The 18,302-nt window shown below is 61.6% G+C and carries 15 protein-coding genes and 1 pseudogene; 11 read left to right on the top strand and 5 right to left on the bottom strand.

The annotated features are described in order from the left end of the window. The first annotated feature begins 1 nt into the window (after position 1). On the top strand, positions 2–5,584 hold the full coding sequence (locus EXW94_RS23280; protein ID WP_174341116.1) for an ATP-binding protein: 5,583 nt from the start codon (positions 2–4) through the stop codon (positions 5,582–5,584). A 3-nt stretch (positions 5,585–5,587) separates the two neighbouring features. Here the strand turns inward: EXW94_RS23280 and EXW94_RS23275 are convergent, their stop codons facing one another. Further along, positions 5,588–6,205 (bottom strand): response regulator transcription factor, encoded by a 618-nt coding sequence (locus EXW94_RS23275; protein ID WP_174341115.1) that lies wholly within the window; start codon positions 6,203–6,205, stop codon positions 5,588–5,590. Between the two features lie 179 nt (positions 6,206–6,384). Continuing rightward, positions 6,385–6,771 (bottom strand): VOC family protein, encoded by a 387-nt coding sequence (locus tag EXW94_RS23270; RefSeq protein ID WP_108417194.1) that lies wholly within the window; start codon positions 6,769–6,771, stop codon positions 6,385–6,387. Between the two features lie 82 nt (positions 6,772–6,853). Between EXW94_RS23270 and EXW94_RS23265 the strand changes: the two are divergent. Together EXW94_RS23265 and EXW94_RS23260 are read left to right on the top strand one after the other, a co-directional pair. Next, positions 6,854–7,462 (top strand): annotated as a pseudogene (locus tag EXW94_RS23265) (ATP-dependent Clp protease proteolytic subunit); the annotation flags it as partial. Between the two features lie 142 nt (positions 7,463–7,604). Next, positions 7,605–8,726 carry a cupin domain-containing protein gene (locus tag EXW94_RS23260; RefSeq protein WP_174341114.1) on the top strand — a complete coding sequence of 374 codons (1,122 nt, stop codon included), beginning with the start codon at positions 7,605–7,607 and terminating at the stop codon, positions 8,724–8,726. A gap of 98 nt (positions 8,727–8,824) precedes the next feature. Here the strand turns inward: EXW94_RS23260 and EXW94_RS23255 are convergent, their stop codons facing one another. Beyond that, positions 8,825–10,240, bottom strand: a complete 1,416-nt coding sequence (locus EXW94_RS23255; protein WP_033144539.1) for a PLP-dependent aminotransferase family protein — start codon at positions 10,238–10,240, stop codon at positions 8,825–8,827. A 176-nt stretch (positions 10,241–10,416) separates the two neighbouring features. On the opposite strand from EXW94_RS23255, the gene EXW94_RS23250 reads away from it, so the two are divergent. Continuing rightward, a complete protein-coding gene (locus EXW94_RS23250) occupies positions 10,417–10,578 on the top strand; it encodes a DUF1127 domain-containing protein (RefSeq protein WP_174341113.1) in 162 nt (53 codons plus the stop codon). Between the two features lie 135 nt (positions 10,579–10,713). Here EXW94_RS23250 and EXW94_RS23245 read toward each other — a convergent pair whose 3' ends face one another. Beyond that, complete coding sequence (locus EXW94_RS23245; RefSeq protein ID WP_174341112.1) at positions 10,714–12,102, bottom strand: PLP-dependent aminotransferase family protein; 1,389 nt, start codon at positions 12,100–12,102, stop codon at positions 10,714–10,716. A gap of 103 nt (positions 12,103–12,205) precedes the next feature. Here EXW94_RS23245 and EXW94_RS23240 point away from each other — a divergent pair, with 103 nt between their 5' ends. Continuing rightward, positions 12,206–12,682, top strand: coding sequence for a carboxymuconolactone decarboxylase family protein (locus EXW94_RS23240; RefSeq protein ID WP_148400865.1), 477 nt, complete (start codon positions 12,206–12,208; stop codon positions 12,680–12,682). Here the strand turns inward: EXW94_RS23240 and EXW94_RS23235 are convergent. Further along, the gene (locus EXW94_RS23235; protein WP_148400864.1) at positions 12,672–13,574 is read right to left on the bottom strand and encodes a LysR family transcriptional regulator; all 903 of its coding nucleotides are present in this window, start codon (positions 13,572–13,574) and stop codon (positions 12,672–12,674) included. The genes EXW94_RS23240 and EXW94_RS23235 overlap by 11 nt on opposite strands. Before the next feature lie 100 nt (positions 13,575–13,674). Here EXW94_RS23235 and EXW94_RS23230 point away from each other — a divergent pair, with 100 nt between their 5' ends. The 6 genes from EXW94_RS23230 to EXW94_RS23205 all read left to right on the top strand — a co-directional run bounded on the left by EXW94_RS23230 (position 13,675) and on the right by EXW94_RS23205 (position 18,298). Continuing rightward, on the top strand, positions 13,675–15,090 hold the full coding sequence (locus tag EXW94_RS23230) for an aldehyde dehydrogenase family protein (protein WP_174341111.1): 1,416 nt from the start codon (positions 13,675–13,677) through the stop codon (positions 15,088–15,090). Positions 15,091–15,229: 139 nt separating this feature from the next. Further along, positions 15,230–15,553, top strand: a complete 324-nt coding sequence (locus EXW94_RS23225) for an antibiotic biosynthesis monooxygenase (RefSeq protein ID WP_010427234.1) — start codon at positions 15,230–15,232, stop codon at positions 15,551–15,553. Further along, complete coding sequence (locus EXW94_RS23220; protein WP_010427232.1) at positions 15,546–15,941, top strand: amino acid-binding protein; 396 nt, start codon at positions 15,546–15,548, stop codon at positions 15,939–15,941. The genes EXW94_RS23225 and EXW94_RS23220 overlap by 8 nt, the downstream gene beginning before the upstream one ends. After that, on the top strand, positions 15,916–16,611 hold the full coding sequence (locus EXW94_RS23215; protein WP_174341110.1) for a helix-turn-helix transcriptional regulator: 696 nt from the start codon (positions 15,916–15,918) through the stop codon (positions 16,609–16,611). The genes EXW94_RS23220 and EXW94_RS23215 overlap by 26 nt, the downstream gene beginning before the upstream one ends. Positions 16,612–16,763: 152 nt before the next feature. Further along, positions 16,764–17,234, top strand: coding sequence for a MarR family winged helix-turn-helix transcriptional regulator (locus EXW94_RS23210; RefSeq protein WP_174341109.1), 471 nt, complete (start codon positions 16,764–16,766; stop codon positions 17,232–17,234). Further along, positions 17,231–18,298 carry an HlyD family secretion protein gene (locus EXW94_RS23205; RefSeq protein WP_148400858.1) on the top strand — a complete coding sequence of 356 codons (1,068 nt, stop codon included), beginning with the start codon at positions 17,231–17,233 and terminating at the stop codon, positions 18,296–18,298. The genes EXW94_RS23210 and EXW94_RS23205 overlap by 4 nt, the downstream gene beginning before the upstream one ends. The last annotated feature ends 4 nt before the right edge of the window (positions 18,299–18,302 follow it).

The following is an 18,302-nucleotide window of genomic DNA, read 5'->3' as shown; positions in this document are numbered from 1 at the left end:
GATGAACGAACACGAGCAGCCTGCATTCTGGCCCGCCCAGGGGAATCTTCACCAGGGGCGGGTTTTTGTCCTTAAAGAGGATGTGATTTTTACCGTGCTGGCGCAGGAGGGCGGTATCGCCTGGATGCACGCGCGGCATCCTCATTCCGGCGGCTCGTTCATTATCGCCACCGCGGTGAGCGACGAAGAGGAAGAGCGGGCCACGCGGCTGCTGAAAAACGAGTTTGCGCTGCGCGACGCGCTGCAGGACAGCTGGGCCATCCGCGCCGTCGCGTCCACCCAGTACCGGGGGCGCTTCGCGCTGGTGTATGCCCCGTTTGCGTTTGAGCTGCTGGCGCGGCGCGCGGGCAGGGCGATCTCGGGCATCGCGCGCTTTATCGAGATAGCGATCCAGATCTGCGCTCCCCTGCGCCAGATGCATTTGCAAAACCTGATCCACGGCGACATCAAACCCGGCAGTATTTTTGTTCATCACGATGCCACCTGCCGTCTGGGGAGCTTTGGCCTTTCCAGCAGCCTCTCCGATGCCATCACCCAGACCCGGCTTCCCGTTTCAGGCGGTACGCCCGCCTATATGTCGCCGGAGCACACCACCCGCACCCAGCGCCCGGTCGACGGCCGCAGCGATCTCTACAGCCTCGGCATGGTGCTGTATGAACTCCTGACCGGACGACTGCCGTTTGAGTTGGGGGAGGACGAGCAGACCAACTGGGCGCACTACCATATTGCCTCCGCGCCGCTGGCCCCGGACGCGATCCGCCCGGACGTGCCGGAAATGCTGTCGACCATCATCCTGAAGCTGCTGGAAAAGAATCCTGATAATCGCTACCAGACGGTCGACGGGCTGATTGCCGACCTCCGCCGCTGCCAGGCGACGCTGACCTGCGAGGGCGAGATCGTCGCCTTTACGCCCGGCCAGCAGGACCGCACCCCGGCGATCCACCTAGCGGACTCCCTGTTCGCGACGCATCCGCAGGCGAACGACGTCATTGCTGCGTTTGAGCGGGTGGGGCAGAACCTGGTGCCGGAGCTAGTGACGATCGGCGGGCCGTCGGGGATCGGCAAATCCTCAATTATTGCGACGGCGCTCAAAACGCTGCAGCAGCGTACGGTGCTGCTGGCGGTGGGCAAAGTCGATCAGTTTTCGCCGTCGCTGCCCTACGGCGTATTAAGCTCCGCGTTCCGCACCCTGACGCTGCACCTGCTCGGGCTACCCGCAGAGGACGTGGCGAAGTGGAAAATCCGCCTCTCCCGCGCCCTGGAGGGGCACGAGGCGCTGGCCGTCAGCCTGGTGCCCGAGCTGGGCCTGCTGCTGGAGAGCAAGCCGCGCTTCTCGGCGGATACGTTTTCCATTGATGCCCGGGCGCGCTTCAGCCATATGGTGCTGGCGCTGGTAAAAACCTTTGCCTCGCAGGGCTGCCCGCTGGTGCTGGTGCTCGACGATCTCCAGTGGAGCGACGCCGCCAGCCTGCACACGCTCAAATATCTGCTGATGAACTGCGGCGCTGTTCCGCTGCTGGTGGTCGCGGCCCACCGGGATATCAGCGCCGTGTCCGACGCCGCCCTGCAGGCGCTGCTGGCGAGCCTGCCGGAGGCGGCGCAAAACGTGAGCGAGATTGTCCCGCAGGCGCTTTCCGTGAAAGCGGTGGCGCGCTGGCTGGCGACGGTATTTCGCACCCGCAGCGCGGCGACGACGGACCTCGCCACGCTGATCCACGAGAAGACGGGTGGCAACCCGCTCTTTGTGCACGAGTTTTTCCGCCGCATCGTTGATGACGGCCTGGTGGTGCACAACAAATACCAGGACAAGTGGCACTACGATCTGCAGGCGATCCGCGCCAGGCATTACACCGAAAACCTCGTCACCCTGGTGCTGGAGCAGCTTGAAGATCTGCCCGACGAGACGCGCCGCCTGCTGGGCAGCATCGCCTGCCTCGGCGGCACGGGCGAGATGGAGATGATCTGCCGCGTGGTCGGCATGTCGATGGCGGAAATGCGCTATGCGCTGCACCCGGCGGTAATGGCCCAGCTCATCGTGCTGACGGAAAAAAAATACGCCTTCACCCACGACCGGGTGCAGGAGGCGGCCTTTGCACTGCTCGAACGGCATGAGAAAAGCCATATTCACCTGACGACCGCCAGCCTGCTGGCCGACGCCGCGCGTCAGGCGGCGGGGAACGAGCTGCTGTTCCGCGCCGTTCACCACGTCACGGCCGCGCTCGACAGCATCCAGCCCGCGCCGCAGCGGCAGATGTTCCGCGAGCTGAGCCTGCTGGCCGCCCGACGCGCGAAGCGTTCGGGAGATTACCTTTCGGCGCTCGGCTATATCCAGACCGCCAGAGCGCTGGGCAACGCCGGGACGGTGTCGGACTTCATGCTCGATATTGAAGAGGCGGGCTGCGAGTTTGCGCTGGGGCATCTGGAGCGCACCCGCGAGCTGTGTGATGCCATTCTCGGCTGCCCCGGCGGGCTGACCGAAAAGGCGCTGGCGGCCAACCTTCTGGTGGAGGTGTATATTCGCCAGTCGGACAGCCGCCTGGCGCTGGAGGCGGCGCTCTGCTGGCTGGGGATTTTCGGGATCCAGATTAGCCGCTATCCGGAAGATGCCGACTGCGACGAGGCGTGGGCGCTGTTTTGCAACCGCACGGCCGACGCGCCGCAAAACCTGTTTGCCCAGCTGTCGCGGATGGATAACCCGGAAACCGAAGCGGTGATGAACCTGCTCTACAGCGCCAGCATTTGCGCCAGCTTCATCTGCCCGCGCCTGCACTTTTTGCTGCTCTGCCGCATGATGCACCTGACCCTCGACCACGGCATTACCGGCGCGTCCACCACGGCGATGGCCTGGTTTGGCGTGCTGATTGGCCACCGCTACGCCGAGTACCGCCTGGGGTTCCAGTACGGCACCCTGGCCCGCGAGCTGGTCAATCGCCACGGCTACGATGCCTTCGAAGCCAAAACCCTGCTGCCGCTCGACCAGCTCAGCGTCTGGACCCAGCCTTTATCGTTTACCATCGAGTGCGCGAAGGCCTGCTTCACCTCGGCGGTGACCCACGGGGATATGACCATGGCCTGCTTTGCGGCCTGCCATCAGGTGATTAACTTCCTCTCGCGGGGCGATCACCTGGACGGGGTGCTGACCAGCATCGATCGGGGCCTGGCGTTCGTGCGTAAAACCCACTTCCAGGACGTGGAAACCATTTTGATGGTCCAGCGCGGCTACGTTGAGTTTCTGCGCACGCCGGTCATCGGCACCTGGAGCGCGTCGCAGGTGCTGCCGGAGGCGCTGCTTCCCGCGTCGCCGGAGCAGGCGCCGGAGAAGAACGCCACCATGCTGTTCTGGTATTGGCTCTACCGCGGCATGGCGCACTTTACCTGCGGCGAATATGCCGACGCGCAGGCGGATCTCGAGATGGCGGGCTGGTATGCGTGGTCTGCGCCGGGGCACATCCATCTGCTGGACTACCATCTTTACAGCGCTTTGGCGCTCTCCCGTCAGCTGACGCCGGAGACCTTCTCGGCGAATCACCGCCGCAGCATTCACGCCCACTACGACAAAATTGCCCTCTGGGCGCGCATTAATCCCGGCACGTTCGCGGATAAAGAGGCGCTGATCTACGCCGAAATCGTGCGTCTGGACGGGATGAACAGCATTGCGCTCGAGCAGTATGAGAAGGCGGTCCGGCTCTCCCGCGAGGGCGGCTTTAACCCGATCAACGCCCTGGCCCACGAACTGGCGGGGCGCTTTTCGCTGGCCTGCGGCTACCCGACCGCCTCGGACGCGCATTTCCGCGGCTCGATTGCCGCCTGGGGACGCGCGGGCGCGCAGGCCAAGGTACGCCAGCTGGAGCAGGATTTCCCGCACCTGCTGGCCTCCGGGCAGGCCAGCGCCTACGACACGGTGGCCTTCGCCCAGAACGAGACGATCCGCGATCTGCAAAGCGTCATCAAAGCCTCCCGCGCGCTGTCGGAAGAGATTAACCTTGAGCGCTTAATCGAAAACCTGATGACCATCCTGCTCGAACGCGCCGGGGCGCAGCGCGGCCTGCTGCTGCGCGTGAGCGAGAGCCTCATTCCGGAGATCGAGGCCAGCGCCTGGACCAGCACCGAGGGCGTGCGGGTGCGGATCCTGAAAGACGTGCCGACGGCGACCGACCTGCCGCTGTCGGTGCTGGCGGCGGTGATCCGCACCGGGCAGGAGATCCGCACCGGCAGGCCGGAGGAGTTCCATCCCTTCAGTCAGGACCCCTATCTGGTGACCTCGGGGGCGGCGGTCATGTGCGTCCCGATGTTCAAACAGGCGCGGCTGGTGGGCGTGCTGTACCTGGAAAACCGCCTGATGCCGGAGGTCTTCACCGCCGAGCACTCGCGCGTGGTGAGCCTGCTGGGCGCGCAGGCCGCGGTATCCCTGGAGACGGCGCGGCTGTACGCCGAGCTGCTGGCGGAGAACATCCAGCGCCGACGGGTGGAGAAAGAGCTGCGCTCCAGCCAGACCTCGCTGATGCTCGGCGAGCAGATCAGCCACACCGGCAGCTGGCGCTGGGAGCTGGAGCAGGATCTGATGTTTGTCTCGGAAGAGTACGCCCGCATTCTCGGCCTGCCCGAGCAGCAAAAGATGATCTCCATGGCGGAGTTTTTGACCTTCGTTCATGAGGACGATTACGCCCGCATCAGCGCCATCGTCACGCAGAGCGTGCGCGACGGGCTCTCCATGCGCGCGGAGTTTCGGGTTAAGCGTACCGACGGCTCAACGCGCTACCTCCTCGGGATTGGCGATCCGGTGGGCGTGGGCAGCGAGGTGAACGAGTATTACGGCATCATCACCGACATCACCAGCCAGCGCGCCGCGGAGGATGCCATGCGGGTCGCGCAGGCGGATCTGGCGCGGGTCTCCCGGGCCACCACCGTCGGACAGCTGACCTCCTCCATCGCCCACGAGATCAACCAGCCGCTGATGTCGATCGTCTCAAACGCCGGGGCGAGCCTGCGCTGGCTCAACCGCGAGCCCGCCCGGCTGGATAAAGTGCGCGAAGGGCTGGAGGAGATCGCCGCGGAAGGCGCGCGGGCGGGGGAGATCATTCGCAGCATCCAGTCCCTGACGCGCAAGCAGGATCCCACCTTCTCGCGCATCGACATGCACTACCTGATCCACCATATCATCACGCTTTCGCGCAGCGAGCTGGAGCAGCGACACATTAGCGTTGATTATCTGTTAAAGGCGCAGGACAGCTTTATCACTGGCGATAGCGTGCAGATCCAGCAGGTGCTGCTCAATCTGGTGATGAATGCGGTTGAGGCGATGGCCGAGGTGAAGGATCGCGCCAGCACCATTACCCTCAGCACCGCCAACGCGGACGGGAAAGTGATCGTCGAGATCGCCGATACCGGGAGCGGCATTGAGCCCGAGCGGCTGGAGCAGATTTTTGACTCGTTCTACTCCACCAAGGCGCAGGGAATGGGGATGGGGCTGACCATCAGCGCCAGCATCATCGAGCGCCACTGCGGGAAGCTGAGCGCGCGACGCCGGGAGCCGTACGGCACGGTGTTTGCGTTTGCGCTGCCGCTGGCGGCGCAGGAAGGGTAAAGATTACTCCGCAGGCAGGCTTGAGGTCAGGCGCTCAACGGCCCTGACCAGCTCCGCCACGGAGCGCACCTGCATTTTCTCCATCACCCGGCGACGGTGCACCTTAACCGTGATCTCGCTGACGCCCAGCTCGGCGGCAATCTGCTTGTTCAGCATGCCGCTTATCGCCAGCGTCAGCACCTCGTGCTCGCGCGGGGTGAGGGACATGTGGCGCTGCTTCAGGGCGTAGTGCTCTTTATTGCGCTCGGCGTTGTGTTCCGCCAGCTGAAGGGCGGACTCGATGGCGTCGATAAGCGCGGTGGATTCGACGGGCTTGGTGAGAAATTCGTACGCGCCGCCTTTAATGGCGCGCACCGACATCGGGATAGTGCCGTGCCCGGTAAGAAAAATAATCGGGATCTCGCGCCCGCTGTCCTTGAGGGCGTCAGCCACCTCAAAGCCCGAGATGGCGGGCATTTGCATATCGAGGACCACGCACGACGGCAGATCCTCAAAGCGGTGTTGAAGAAACGCTTCTGCCGATGAAAAGCCGACGGCGTTCAGGTCCGCCGAGTCCAGCAGCCCGATCACGGACTGTCTGACTGCGTCATCGTCATCAACCACATACACAATGTGTTCCATTCACCGCCCCGGTGCTGATTTACATGTCGAGGATGCACACAATCCCAACGGTTACGTAAGGGACTGTTTATGCTGACTTTCATCTTAACACATTAACTATCATTATCATTTAACAATATGATAACCATATGAAGTATAGCGAGCCGGGGCGGAGGCGGTGAAGGAACGAAACGCCGTTTTTATGCACCGACAAGCTCGATGCGGTTGCCGTCCGGGTCTGCAATCACCGCTTCATAGAAGCCGTCTCCGGTCATGCGCGGGGCACTGAGCAGCGTGCCGGTGGCCTGCGCCCGCTCGGCCATGCTGTCGACCTGCGCTTTGCTGCCGACGTTGATGGCGATATGCGCCCAGCCGATAAACTCCGGGTGCGACGGGGCGTCGGGCAGCTCCGGCAGCGTCATCAGCTCGATGGTCGGCCCGTTATCGAGCGTAATAAAGTGTGATTCGAAGCCGGGACGGTTTTTACTGACGTAGCGTTCGTTACTGCGGCCATTAAAAACCGTTTCCCAGAACTGAACCTGGGCGTTCAGGCTGCGGGTCCAGAGTGCAACATGGGCAATATGCATAAGCTCCCTCGTTATTTGTCGGTGAGGACTTTCACCGGTAAAACAGGCTACACTCTGGTTTTGAGCGCGACAAGCTGAGGAAAAGACAATGCACTACACACTGAAAGAAAGCGACAAGGATAAAGCGGAAGGGTCAAACGGCGCGGGCGCTCTGCAGCAAAAACTGCTGGAGTCCCGTTCGATTGTGATCTCCGGTGAGATCAACCAGGAGCTGGCGCAGAAAGTCATCACCCAGATGATCCTGCTGCAAAGCGTCAGCAACGATCCGATCAAGCTGTACATCAACAGCCAGGGCGGCCACGTGGAAGCGGGCGATACCATCCACGACTTCATCAAATTCATCCGCCCGGAAGTGCACGTCATCGGCACCGGCTGGGTGGCGAGCGCCGGGATCACCATCTTCCTGGCGGCGAAAAAAGAGCACCGCTACTCGCTGCCGAATACCCGCTTTATGATCCACCAGCCGCTGGGCGGCGTGCGCGGTCAGGCGACGGATATTGAGATCGAAGCGCGCGAAATCATCCGCATGCTGGATCGCGTGAACAAGCTGATCGCCGACGCCACCGGCCAGCCGCTGGAAAAAGTGAAAAAAGATACCGACCGCAACTTCTGGATGTCTCCGGCAGAAGCGCTGGACTACGGCATCGTGGGTAAACTGATTACCCATTATGACGAGCTGAAGCTGGATTAAGTTTTCGCGGCGTGTTTGTGTCGGGTGGCGGCTTTGCCTTACCCGACCTACACGCTTTTTACCCTCGCTTGACCCACGACAAAGCGCTCACGCTTGCTCTCTTCCATAATCGCGCCTGTTTCCCCTCTCACTGGTGCTACCCATGGCGTATCAACTGAACCTGAACTGGCCGGAATTTCTCGAGAAATACTGGCAAAAAAAACCCGTTGTGCTGAAAAATGCCTTCCCGAATTTTGTCGACCCGATTACCCCGGACGAGCTGGCAGGGCTGGCGATGGAGCCGGAAGTCGATAGCCGTCTGGTGAGCCATTTCAACGGCAAATGGCAGGCCAGCAATGGTCCGTTTGAGCACTTTGACGATCTGGGCGAAACCGGCTGGTCGCTGCTGGCACAGGCGGTGAACCACTGGCATATGCCCGCCGCGGAGCTGGTGCGTCCATTCCGCGTCCTGCCGGACTGGCGTCTGGATGACCTGATGATCTCCTTCTCCGTGCCGGGCGGCGGCGTGGGTCCGCATATCGATCAGTATGATGTGTTCATCATTCAGGGGATGGGCAGCCGCCGCTGGCGCGTGGGTGACAAGCTGCAGATGCGTCAGTTCTGCCCGCATCCGGCGCTGCTGCATGTCGATCCGTTTGAGCCGATCATCGACGAAGATCTGGCCCCGGGCGATATCCTCTACATCCCGCCTGGATTCCCGCACGACGGCTTTACCCATGAGACGGCGCTCAACTACTCCGTCGGCTTCCGCGGGCCGAACGGTCGCGATCTGATCAGCAGCTTCGCCGATTACGCGCTGGAAAACGATCTGGGCGGCGAGCACTACAGCGATCCGGATCTGACCTGTCGCGAGCACCCTGGCCGCGTGGAGCAGTACGAGCTCGATCGCATTCGTCAGATGATGATCGATATGATCGGCAAGCCGGAAGATTTCACAAAATGGTTCGGCAGCTTTGTCTCGACGCCGCGCCACGAGCTGGATATTGCCACCGCCGAGCCGCCGTACGCGCCGGAAGAGGTGCTGGACGCGCTGCAGGGTGGCGAAACGCTGTCTCGCCTGAGCGGCCTGCGCGTGCTGAACGTCAACGGCAGCTTCTTCATCAACAGCGAACAGCTGGAGACTGTAGACGCGAAGGCGGCGGATGCGCTGTGCCGCTACACCGAACTCGGCCAGGCCGAGCTGGGCGATGCGCTGAACAACCCGGCGTTTGTTGAAGAGCTTACCGGGCTGATTAACCAGGGGTACTGGTACTTCGACGAGTAGTGCTGCCTGTTGCCCGGTGGCGGCTTCGCCTTACCGGGCCTACAACGGCAAGAACGTAGGCCGGGTAAGGCGAAGCCGCCACCCGGCAAAAAACCTCACTACTCCTCCATCGCAATCACAATCGCCTCTCCCATCTTCTTCAACGCCTCGCGATTCTTCTCCGTCGGCGGCAGCGCCACGTTGATCCGCAGACAGTTGCGGTACTTCCCGGAGGCGGAAAACAGCGACCCGGCCGCGGCCTGGATCTTCAGCCGACACAGCTGCTTGCTGACGCACACCATGTCGACCTTCTCCGGCAGCTCAATCCACAGCAGGAAGCTGCCCTGCGGGCGCGTGACGCAAATCTCGGCCGGAAAATACTGCCGCACCCAGCAGGTGTAGGTTTCCATATTCTGCTGATAAATCTGGCGCATACGGCGCACGTGGCGATGGTAATGCCCGTCGCGAATAAACGCCGCTACCGCCATCTGCGTGCCCGGCACGTTAAACCCGCCCGCGGCGTATTTCATGTGCATCACCCGGTCGTAATAGCGCCCCGGCACAATCCAGCCGACGCGTAGGCCCGGCGCCACGGTTTTGGTAAACGAGCTGCAGAGGATCACGCGGCCGTCGATATCCATCGAATGAATGGTGCGCGGGCGCGGGTACTCCGCCGCCAGCTCGCCGTAAATGTCATCCTCAACAATCACGATATCGTGCCGCTGGGCGAGGGCTAAGACCTGCTTTTTCCGCGCTTCCGGCATGATAAACCCGAGCGGGTTGTTGCAGTTGGGCACCAGGATCACCGCTTTGATCGGCCACTGCTCCAGCGCCAGCTCTAACGCCTCGATGCTGATCCCGGTCTCGGGATCGGTGGGAATTTCAATCGCCTTGATGTCAAACCCGCGCAGCATTTGCATGGTGCCGTGAAACGACGGCGATTCTACCGCCACGATATCCCCCGGCTTGCACACCGAGAGCAGGGCGATCGACAGCGCGCCGTGGCAACCGTTGGTGATGACAATTTCGTTCGCCGCGACGGTGGAGCCGCCGTCCAGCATCAGGCGGGCGATCTGCTCGCGCAGCTCCAGGCGGCCGTCGAGCACGTCATAGCTCAGCATCTCGGCAGGGTTATGCTGCGCGATGCGGCTCATCTCCCGCCACAGGGGCTTCAGGCTCGGCTGGTTAATATCCGGCGAGCCGCCGCCAAACGAAATCATCTCTTTGTCGGCACGCGCGTCCAGCAGCATCATCACCTCATCCCACTGGGTGACGTCCACGGGACGCTGCACCGGGCGCGTCATGGCCGGAACTGGCGGCTGGGCCTTGCGCTGCGAGACAAAATAGCCGGAGCGCGGCTGGGGGGTGATCAGCTGGAGGTTTTCGAGGATTTGATAGGCCTGCTGTATGGTGCTGATACTCACGCCGTGCTCCTGGCTCAGCGTGCGCACCGACGGCAGACGTTCGCCGCTGCGATACAGCCCTTGTTCAATGCGTTCTGCCAGTAGGTTGGCGAGATGTTGATAGCGCGTCATGCTGTATCCTTTGTTTTCACCATACAGATTGTAAAACCAGTACAGATTGCCGTAAAAATTGGCATTCAGATATTGTTTTAGCGGATCTGTATGTTAAACAAAAGGTGTTTTTGAGTCTGTATTGCACAGGTCGATTTCCAGGATGATAACCCCACTGGTACAGTGAGGAGAGCATCATGGAATTCTATGAGAACCGTTCAAAACGTCCGTTCGTCGTGTTTATCTGGATCGGCAAAACGATCTGCAACTGGTATCGCATCAACCGTACCCGCCGCATTCTGAGCCAGATGAGCGACGAGCAGCTCAAGGACGTTGGGTTGTCGCGGTATGATGTGTGAGGCATTTATCGCCCGGTGGCGCTACGCTTACCGGGCCTACGGGATCGAGTAGGCCGGGTAAGGCGAAGCCGCCACCCGGCGATGTTCAGCGCCGATCCTGTAGGCCGGGTAAGGCGCAGCCGCCACCCGGCGATTTCAGCTCAACAGCTCAAGCGTCTGCCGCTTCGGCCTTTCCAGCAGTTCAACCGCCTCTTCATACGACCGCACGTTGTTATAGCCCATCACCAGCCCGTAGCGTTTGCCCGACCCGCGATACCACTCCGACAGCGCATTGACCTGCAGCTGCTGTTCCTGCCAGCAGCGCGCCACTTCCCGGTCACCGCTTCCTCTGGTCAGGAACGCCACGATATGCATCCCGCCGTCGTTTTGCTCGGTGAAAAACAGATCGCCATACACCTCGCGCAGGGCGGCAATCATCCAGTCGCGGCGGGTCTGATACAGCGCGCGCATCTTTTTCAGGTGACGAAAAAAATGCCCTTCGTTGAGAAACGCGGTGAGGATCTTTTGCGTTAGCACCGGCTGGCCGCTGGTGGTAATGTCCGCGCAGTCGGTAAAGGCCCCAACGGTGCTGGCAGGCATCACCACGTAGCCCATGCGCAGCGACGGCATGATGGTTTTACTGAAGGTCCCCATAAAAATCACCCGGTCATGCTGGTCGAGGCTTTTCAGCGACGGCAGCACCTTGCGGGTGTAGTGAAACTCCCCGTCGTAATCGTCTTCGATGATCCACGCCGCGTTCTGGCTGGCCCAGTCGAGCAGCTGCTGCTTGCGCGGCAGGGAGAGCGTGACCGCCAGCGGGCTCTGGTGCGACGGGGTGACGATGGCGAAACGGGCGTCGCGATGGTGACGGAGCAGGTATTCCGTGTCGATGCCGCTGCGATCGACCGGCGCGGTGTGCAGGCGCGGCACGATCCGCTTGAGCAGCTGCTGGCCCATAAAATAGCCCGGATCTTCAAACACCACCTTGTCGCTGCGGCTGGCTAGCGTGTCTAGGATCAGCCGCAGGCTGCCGCTGTACCCGCTGGTGATCAGCACCTGTTCGGCAGTGCAGGAGAGCCCGCGCGAGATGTTGAGATAGCTGGCGATGGCCTGGCGCAGCGGATACCAGCCCAGCACCGGCGGGTTGAGCATCTCCTCCTGACGCATGGCGCGCGTCGCCTGGCCTGCCAGCAGCAGCCATTTTTTATAGGGAAATCCGTCGAGGGCCGGAATGCCGGGGCGCAAAAACCCAGCCCGCTCGCGCTGGCTGATGAGCGATGCCGGAAGCGTGCCGGTGGGCTGTTCCGCAGGGGCTGCCTTGTCCGGCAACAGTAAATCCGGGTTCACCCGCGTGCCGCGCGCGCCCTGGCTTACCAGATATCCTTCCCCCGTCAGAATGGCATACGCCGTTTCGACGGTTTTACGCGCCACCTTCAGCTCTTCCGCCAGCACGCGGATGGCAGGCACCTTATCGCCCGGCTTAAGCACGCCGCACGTGATGTTGTCGCGATAGCGGGAATAAATCTCGTGATAGCCCGGCTTCATGTCCTACCTCGTTTCACGCGTTTTGTATCTTTTTACTATGTCATGAACGGCGTAGATTTGCCTCATCGCATGACATATGCCGCACATAAAAAGAGGAAAGACAATGAGCACTCGCGTCAACCACCACAAAGTCACACCTGCCCTCGCCAACGCCCTGTCCGCCCTGAGCATGGAAGTGGCAAAAACCTCCATCGACCCGGCGCTGAAGCACCTGATCGACATTCGCGTGTCGCAGCTCAACGGCTGCACCTTCTGTCTGGATATGCACTCGAAAGAGGCCAAAATCGCCGGCGAGCGCGAGCTGCGCCTGTACCATCTGGCGGCCTGGCGCGAGTCCCCGCTGTTCAGCGCCCGCGAGAAAGCCGCGCTGGCCTTCACCGAAGCGCTGACCCAGATTGGCGTTCACGGCGTGAGCGACGCGCTGTACCGCAGCGTGGCGGAGCACTTCTCGGACGTGGAGATTTCAGAGCTGAACTTCGCCATCGTGGCGATCAACGCCTGGAACCGTCTGGGGATCACCTCCCGCATGGAACCCGGCTCGCTGGATGCGGCTTACGGGCTGAATAAGGCTAACCTGTAATAATCCCGCGCTCGCGGATCATCGCCACCAGCGCCCGTAGCCCTGGCGGAACGTGGCGATGGCCGGGGTAATACAGGCGCAGCCCGGCAAAGGGCTGCGCCCAGTCGTTTAAGACGCTCACCAGTTCTCCACGCTCAAGCTCTTCCCGGATATACAGTTCCGGCAAAAATCCCACCCCTAATCCCGCTTTCACGGCGCGGATCGAGGCAAAAAGATCGGACGTCGCAAAGCGCGGCGGCACGGCAAGGGCATACGTTTCACCCCGACGCGCCAGCTCCCAGCGGTAGATCCCGCCGTGGGCCATGCGCATGCCGATCCCCTGATGTGAAAGCAGATCGTCCGGCGTCTGCGGAATGCCGTGGCGTGCAAAATAGTCCGGCGTGGCGGTCACCAGCTGGCGGATCTCCCCGGTCAGCGGCACGGCGATCATGTCCTGCGGCACGGACTCCTCCAGGCGGATCCCCGCGTCATAGCCTTCCGCGACGATGTCGATCATTCGCGCTTCGCTGGCGGTCTCTACGCGCATCTTCGGGTAGCGGATCATAAAGTCGATCAGCAGCTGGTCCAGAAACAGGGTGCCGATATGGTTCGGCACGTTCAGGCGCAGCGTGCCAGTAAGTTCCCCTGCGTCACTGTGGATCTCCTCGCCGGCGAGACGGATCTCCTGCAGGGCTGGGCCGATTCGCGCCACGTAGCGTTGTCCGGCGTCGGTGAGCGCCACGCTGCGGGTGGTGCGGTTAAAGAGGCGGGTATCAAGGCGGCTCTCCAGCCCGGCGATGGCGTTGCTTACCGCCGTGGCGGACATGCCCAGCTCCTGCGCCGCGGCGCGAAAGCTGCCGCGCCGCACGACGGCCATCACTACTTCCAGTTCTGTCAGACCTGAACGATGCATAGATTATCCTGAAAATCGAAACAACCCTTGCAGCATAGCGTGGATTATCGCAACGGAGAAGCCGTGCCAGACTGTGCTCACACAGCCTGAGGAGGTTTATATGCGCACCATCGAACAGATCTTTATTAACGGCGAATTTGTTACCCCGCACGGCACCGAGTGGTTTGATTTGTACAACCCGGCGACGGCGCAGGTCATCGGCCAGGTTCGTCTGGCGGATGAGGTTGACGCAGAGCGCGCCATTGCGGCGGCAAAAGCGGCGTTTCCGGCGTGGTCGCAGACCACAAAGCCGGAACGCATCGCAGCGCTAAAACGTATGCACGCCGCCGTGGCCGCTCGCCACGACGATCTGCTCGAAGCGGTCATTGAAGAGTACGGTGCCCCCGCCTCGCGCTCGGCGTGGATGGCCAGCTATCCCGCGGAGGTGATTGCTCAGGCCATTGAGGCGCTGGAGGCGTTTGCATTCGTCACCCCCGCAGGCGCGGCCACGGTGCAGATGACGCCGCTTGGGGTAGCCGGGCTGATTACGCCGTGGAACAGCGACGCGGGGTTTATCTGCGGTAAGCTGGCGGCCGCGCTGGCGGCGGGCTGTACGGCAGTCATCAAGCCGAGCGAAATGAGCGCCCTGCAAACCCGGATTGTCACCGAAGCGCTGCGCGATGCCGCGCTGCCGCCGGGGGTGTTTAACATCGTCACCGGGCGCGGCGAGACGGTGGGTGAAACGATCAGCCGTCACCCAGACGTCGCGAAAATTTCGTTTACCGGCTCCACGAATACCGGCAAAGCGATCCTGCGCAACGCGGCGGAGAGCTTTAAGCGCGTGACCCTGGAGTTAGGCGGTAAATCGCCGACGATCCTGCTGGATGATGTGGATCTGACTCAGGCGATCCCGCTGGCGATGCAGGCCGGGTTTATGAACAGCGGGCAGGCGTGCGTAGCCGGGACGCGCATTCTGGTGCCGCAGGCGCGTAAGGCGGAGATCGAAACCGCGCTGGCGCTGGCCGTGGCGGCGGTGAAATCCGGCGACCCGCGCGATAGCGCGACAGAGATCGGCCCGATGGTCAGCGAGAAGCAGTGGCTGCGGGTGCAGGGGTATATCCGCAAAGGGATCGAAGAAGGGGCGCGCCTGCTGGCGGGCGGCGAAGGGCGACCGGACGGGACGCGAGACGGCTGGTTTGTGCGCCCGACGCTGTTTGCCGACGTGAACAACCGGATGACCATTGCCCGTGAGGAGATCTTCGGCCCGGTGCTGTGCGTCATCCCGTATCAGGACGATGCGGAGGCGATCGCCATTGCCAATGACACTGAATACGGACTGAGCGCGATGGTGCTGGGCGGCGATGCGGACCGCGCGCGACGCGTGGCGCAGCAGATTGTTTCCGGTCGCGTGCTGGTGAACACGCTTGCCCATGAGCCGAAAGCGCCGTTCGGTGGGTTCAAGCACTCCGGCGTTGGGCGTGAGATGGGGGAGTGGGGGATTCGGGCGTTTATGGAGCCGAGGTCGGTTCTGGGTTAAACCCTACGCTTACCGGGCCTACATGAGTCTGTAGGCCGGATAAGCGCAGCGCCATCCGGCACAACACTTCGCTCCTTACCGAAGCATTGTGCTTTTTCCTCCTGCATTCTCTCCTCACCCTCACAACGGAGAGACACCCATGATTGCAGTCCTTTTTGAAGCCAAAGCGGAGCCTCATCATCAGGCGCGCTACCTGCAGCTTGCCGCCGAACTCAAGCCTTTGCTGGCGGACATCGACGGGTTTATTGATATCGAACGGTTTCAGAGCCTGACCACCGACGGCAAAATTCTCTCGCTCTCCTGGTGGCGTGACGAAGAGGCTATCCTTCGCTGGAAGCAGAACGCGTTTCACCAGGTGGCGCAGGCCGAAGGGCGCGAGTCGGTTTTCGCGTACTACCGCATTCGCGTGGCGCAGGTGGTGCGAGAATATACTTCTGAAACCGGGGGGCATAGCGATGTATGACGTTCATGTGATTTTCTGCGATATCCCCGGTGAACTGGCGCGCTTTGGACAGCTGCTGGGGCGCAGCGGCGTGGGGCTGGAAGGCGGCGGCGTATTTGGAACGCATGCCCATTTCCTGGTGGAAGAGGGAGAAAAAGCCCGTCGTGTGCTGACCGATGGCGGGTTCAACGTGCAGGCCGTACGCAAGCCGGTCATCAGAAAACTCAAGCAGGAGCGTCCTGGAGAGCTGGGTGAAATTGCGGCGGCGCTGGCCGCAAAGGGCGTGTCAATCCTGACCCAGTACAGCGACCATGCGAATCACCTTATTCTGCTGACGGATGATGATAAGCTGGCCGCAGAGATCACCGAACCTTGGGCGACGTATGTTAAAGACGAGCTTACCCCCTGATAACAGTGCGGCGCTGGAGCAGGCCGTTGCGGCTGTGGCGGCGGCAATGGCCGATCCGTCGCGCGTGAAGATGCTCTGCGCACTAATGGACGGGCGGGCGTGGACGGCTACCGAACTGAGCGCGGCGGCAGACGTTGCGCCGTCGACCGCCAGCGGGCATCTCGCGCGGCTGGTGGAGGGAAAGCTGATTACCTGCCTGTCTCAGGGACGGCATCGCTACTATCGCCTGGCGGGGCACGACGTGGCGGCGCTGGTCGAGCAGATGATGGGGCTCTCCTGGAGCCGCATCACGCCGCCGGAAACCACCGCGCCGAAAGCCCTGCGCGAAGCGCGAACCTGCTACGACCATCTTGCCGGAACGGTGGCGGTGCAGATCTATGAATTCATGCAGGAGGAAGGCTGGCTTGAGGCTGACGGTTCAGCGCTCACGCTACATGGCCGCGAGCAGTTCCTGAAGCTTGGTATTGCGTTAAATTCCAATCCCCGCCGCAAGGCCTGCTGCTTCTGTCTGGACTGGAGCGAGCGGCGGTTTCATCTTGGCGGTGAGGCGGGCGCGGCGCTGTTGATTTATCTGGAAAGCAAAGGCTGGATCCAGCGGGTGGCGGGGTACAGGGAGGTGGTGATGACGGCTTCGGGGAAAAGTGCCGTCAGGAAGCATTTTAGCCGCTAAACTCCGCTGCGGGCTGATGCCCTCACCCCGACCCTCTCCCACGGGGAGAGGGAGAACATCGTTTTCGCAATTCCTGCGCTTTTACCTCTCGTTTCTTGATACTTATCATGATAACTATTATCGTGTCCGCGTGTGACGAGAGGTTTCCCCCCATGAGTGAAGAAGAACTGTTCTGCCGCAGGCCGATGGGTATGCGGATGGCGATGATCGTGCGCCAGTGGCGTGCCGTCATTGACGATGCCATTCTCGATACGGGGTTAACCCAGTCGAGCTGGACGGTGATGATGCAGCTGCATCAGCTCGGGGATAACGTCTCCATGAGTGAGCTGGCGGAGGTGCAGGGCATTGAACTGCCGCCGCTGATGCGTACCCTAACACAGCTGGAAAAGCAGGGTTACCTGCTGCGCGCCGTATCGCCTTATGACAAGCGCATCCGGCTTCTGACGCTGACGCCTGAGGGAAAAGCCATATTAAAAAGGCTCACTCAGGTGATTGAGACCTATCAGGCGCGCGTATCGCAAAACATCGCGCCGGATCATATCGACATTTTCAGCGCCACCCTGAATCAAATCGCCTGCAATTTGCGGACAATCCGCGAAGAAGATAACAAGACCGAAAAATAATGACTCCTGAACAAAAGTTTGCCCGCTGGGTAAGGGTAAGTATTGCCTCTTTCCTGCTGATGTTTGTCTACTTTATCGTCGCGGATATCTGGATCCCGCTGACGCCGGACTCCACCGTGATGCGCGTGGTGACGCCGGTTTCTCCGCGCGTCTCCGGCTATGTGGCGGCGGTACACGTCCACAACAACAGCCAGGTGAAGAAAGGCGATCTGCTGTTTGAGCTCGACGACACGCCGTTTCGCAATAAAGTGGAAGCGGCGCAAATCGCGCTTGAGCAGGCCCGCCTGTCCAACGAACAGCTGGACGCGCAGATCGCCGCCGCGCAGGCCAGCCTGAAAACCGCCGTGCTGACCGCGCGTAACGACAAAGTGACTTTCGACCGCTACCAGAAGCTGAGCACCTTGCAGAACGTTTCGCAGGCGGATCTGGATAAGGTCCGCACCACCTGGCAGAGCAGCGAGCAGTCCGTAAGCTCCATCCAGGCCAACATCCATAACCTGCGCATTCAGCGCGGCGAGCGGGACGAGCACCGCAACGTGACGCTGCAAAAATACCGCAACGCGCTGGATGACGCAGAACTCAACCTCGGCTGGACGAAGGTCTACGCCCAGGCGGACGGCACGGTCAGTAACCTGCAGTTAAGCCCGGGCTTTTACGCTTCGTCCGGCTCAGCCGCGCTGGCGCTGGTGAACAACCAGACCGATATCGTCGCCGATTTCCGCGAGAAAAGCCTGCGCCACACCCATCAGGGCACCGACGCCGCTGTGGTGTTTGACGCCTTCCCTGGACAGGTGTTCCGCGCCCACGTGACCAGCAGCGACGCGGGGATCCTCGCCGGACAAGAAGCGGTTAACGGTGAACTCTCCGAACCGGAAACCTCCAACCGCTGGGTGCGAGATGCCCAACGCATGCGCATTCACGTCGCGCTGGACGAGGCGTTGCCGAAGCATCTGCCAACCGGCGCACGCGCCACCGTGCAGCTCTATAACAGCGAGGGGCCGTTTGCGCGCTTCTTCTCCGGGATGCAGATCCACCTGGTGAGCCTGCTTCACTATGTTTATTAGTTCG

The organism is Enterobacter sp. JMULE2 (genome assembly GCF_013337145.1).
GTDB lineage: Bacteria > Pseudomonadota > Gammaproteobacteria > Enterobacterales > Enterobacteriaceae > Enterobacter > Enterobacter mori.
Note: the sequence above shows the minus strand (reverse complement) of the source record. Positions and strands in the feature narration are given on the sequence as shown.

Coding starts and splice junctions, on each gene's coding strand:
- EXW94_RS23220 (WP_010427232.1), top strand. CDS start 15,546: ATGTATGACGTTCATGTGATTTTCTGCGATATCCCCGGTGAACTGGCG.
- EXW94_RS23225 (WP_010427234.1), top strand. CDS start 15,230: ATGATTGCAGTCCTTTTTGAAGCCAAAGCGGAGCCTCATCATCAGGCG.
- EXW94_RS23270 (WP_108417194.1), bottom strand. CDS start 6,771: ATGCATATTGCCCATGTTGCACTCTGGACCCGCAGCCTGAACGCCCAG.
- EXW94_RS23235 (WP_148400864.1), bottom strand. CDS start 13,574: ATGCATCGTTCAGGTCTGACAGAACTGGAAGTAGTGATGGCCGTCGTG.
- EXW94_RS23250 (WP_174341113.1), top strand. CDS start 10,417: ATGGAATTCTATGAGAACCGTTCAAAACGTCCGTTCGTCGTGTTTATC.
- EXW94_RS23245 (WP_174341112.1), bottom strand. CDS start 12,102: ATGAAGCCGGGCTATCACGAGATTTATTCCCGCTATCGCGACAACATC.
- EXW94_RS23275 (WP_174341115.1), bottom strand. CDS start 6,205: ATGGAACACATTGTGTATGTGGTTGATGACGATGACGCAGTCAGACAG.
- EXW94_RS23230 (WP_174341111.1), top strand. CDS start 13,675: ATGCGCACCATCGAACAGATCTTTATTAACGGCGAATTTGTTACCCCG.
- EXW94_RS23215 (WP_174341110.1), top strand. CDS start 15,916: ATGTTAAAGACGAGCTTACCCCCTGATAACAGTGCGGCGCTGGAGCAG.
- EXW94_RS23210 (WP_174341109.1), top strand. CDS start 16,764: ATGAGTGAAGAAGAACTGTTCTGCCGCAGGCCGATGGGTATGCGGATG.
- EXW94_RS23260 (WP_174341114.1), top strand. CDS start 7,605: ATGGCGTATCAACTGAACCTGAACTGGCCGGAATTTCTCGAGAAATAC.
- EXW94_RS23255 (WP_033144539.1), bottom strand. CDS start 10,240: ATGACGCGCTATCAACATCTCGCCAACCTACTGGCAGAACGCATTGAA.
- EXW94_RS23280 (WP_174341116.1), top strand. CDS start 2: ATGAACGAACACGAGCAGCCTGCATTCTGGCCCGCCCAGGGGAATCTT.
- EXW94_RS23240 (WP_148400865.1), top strand. CDS start 12,206: ATGAGCACTCGCGTCAACCACCACAAAGTCACACCTGCCCTCGCCAAC.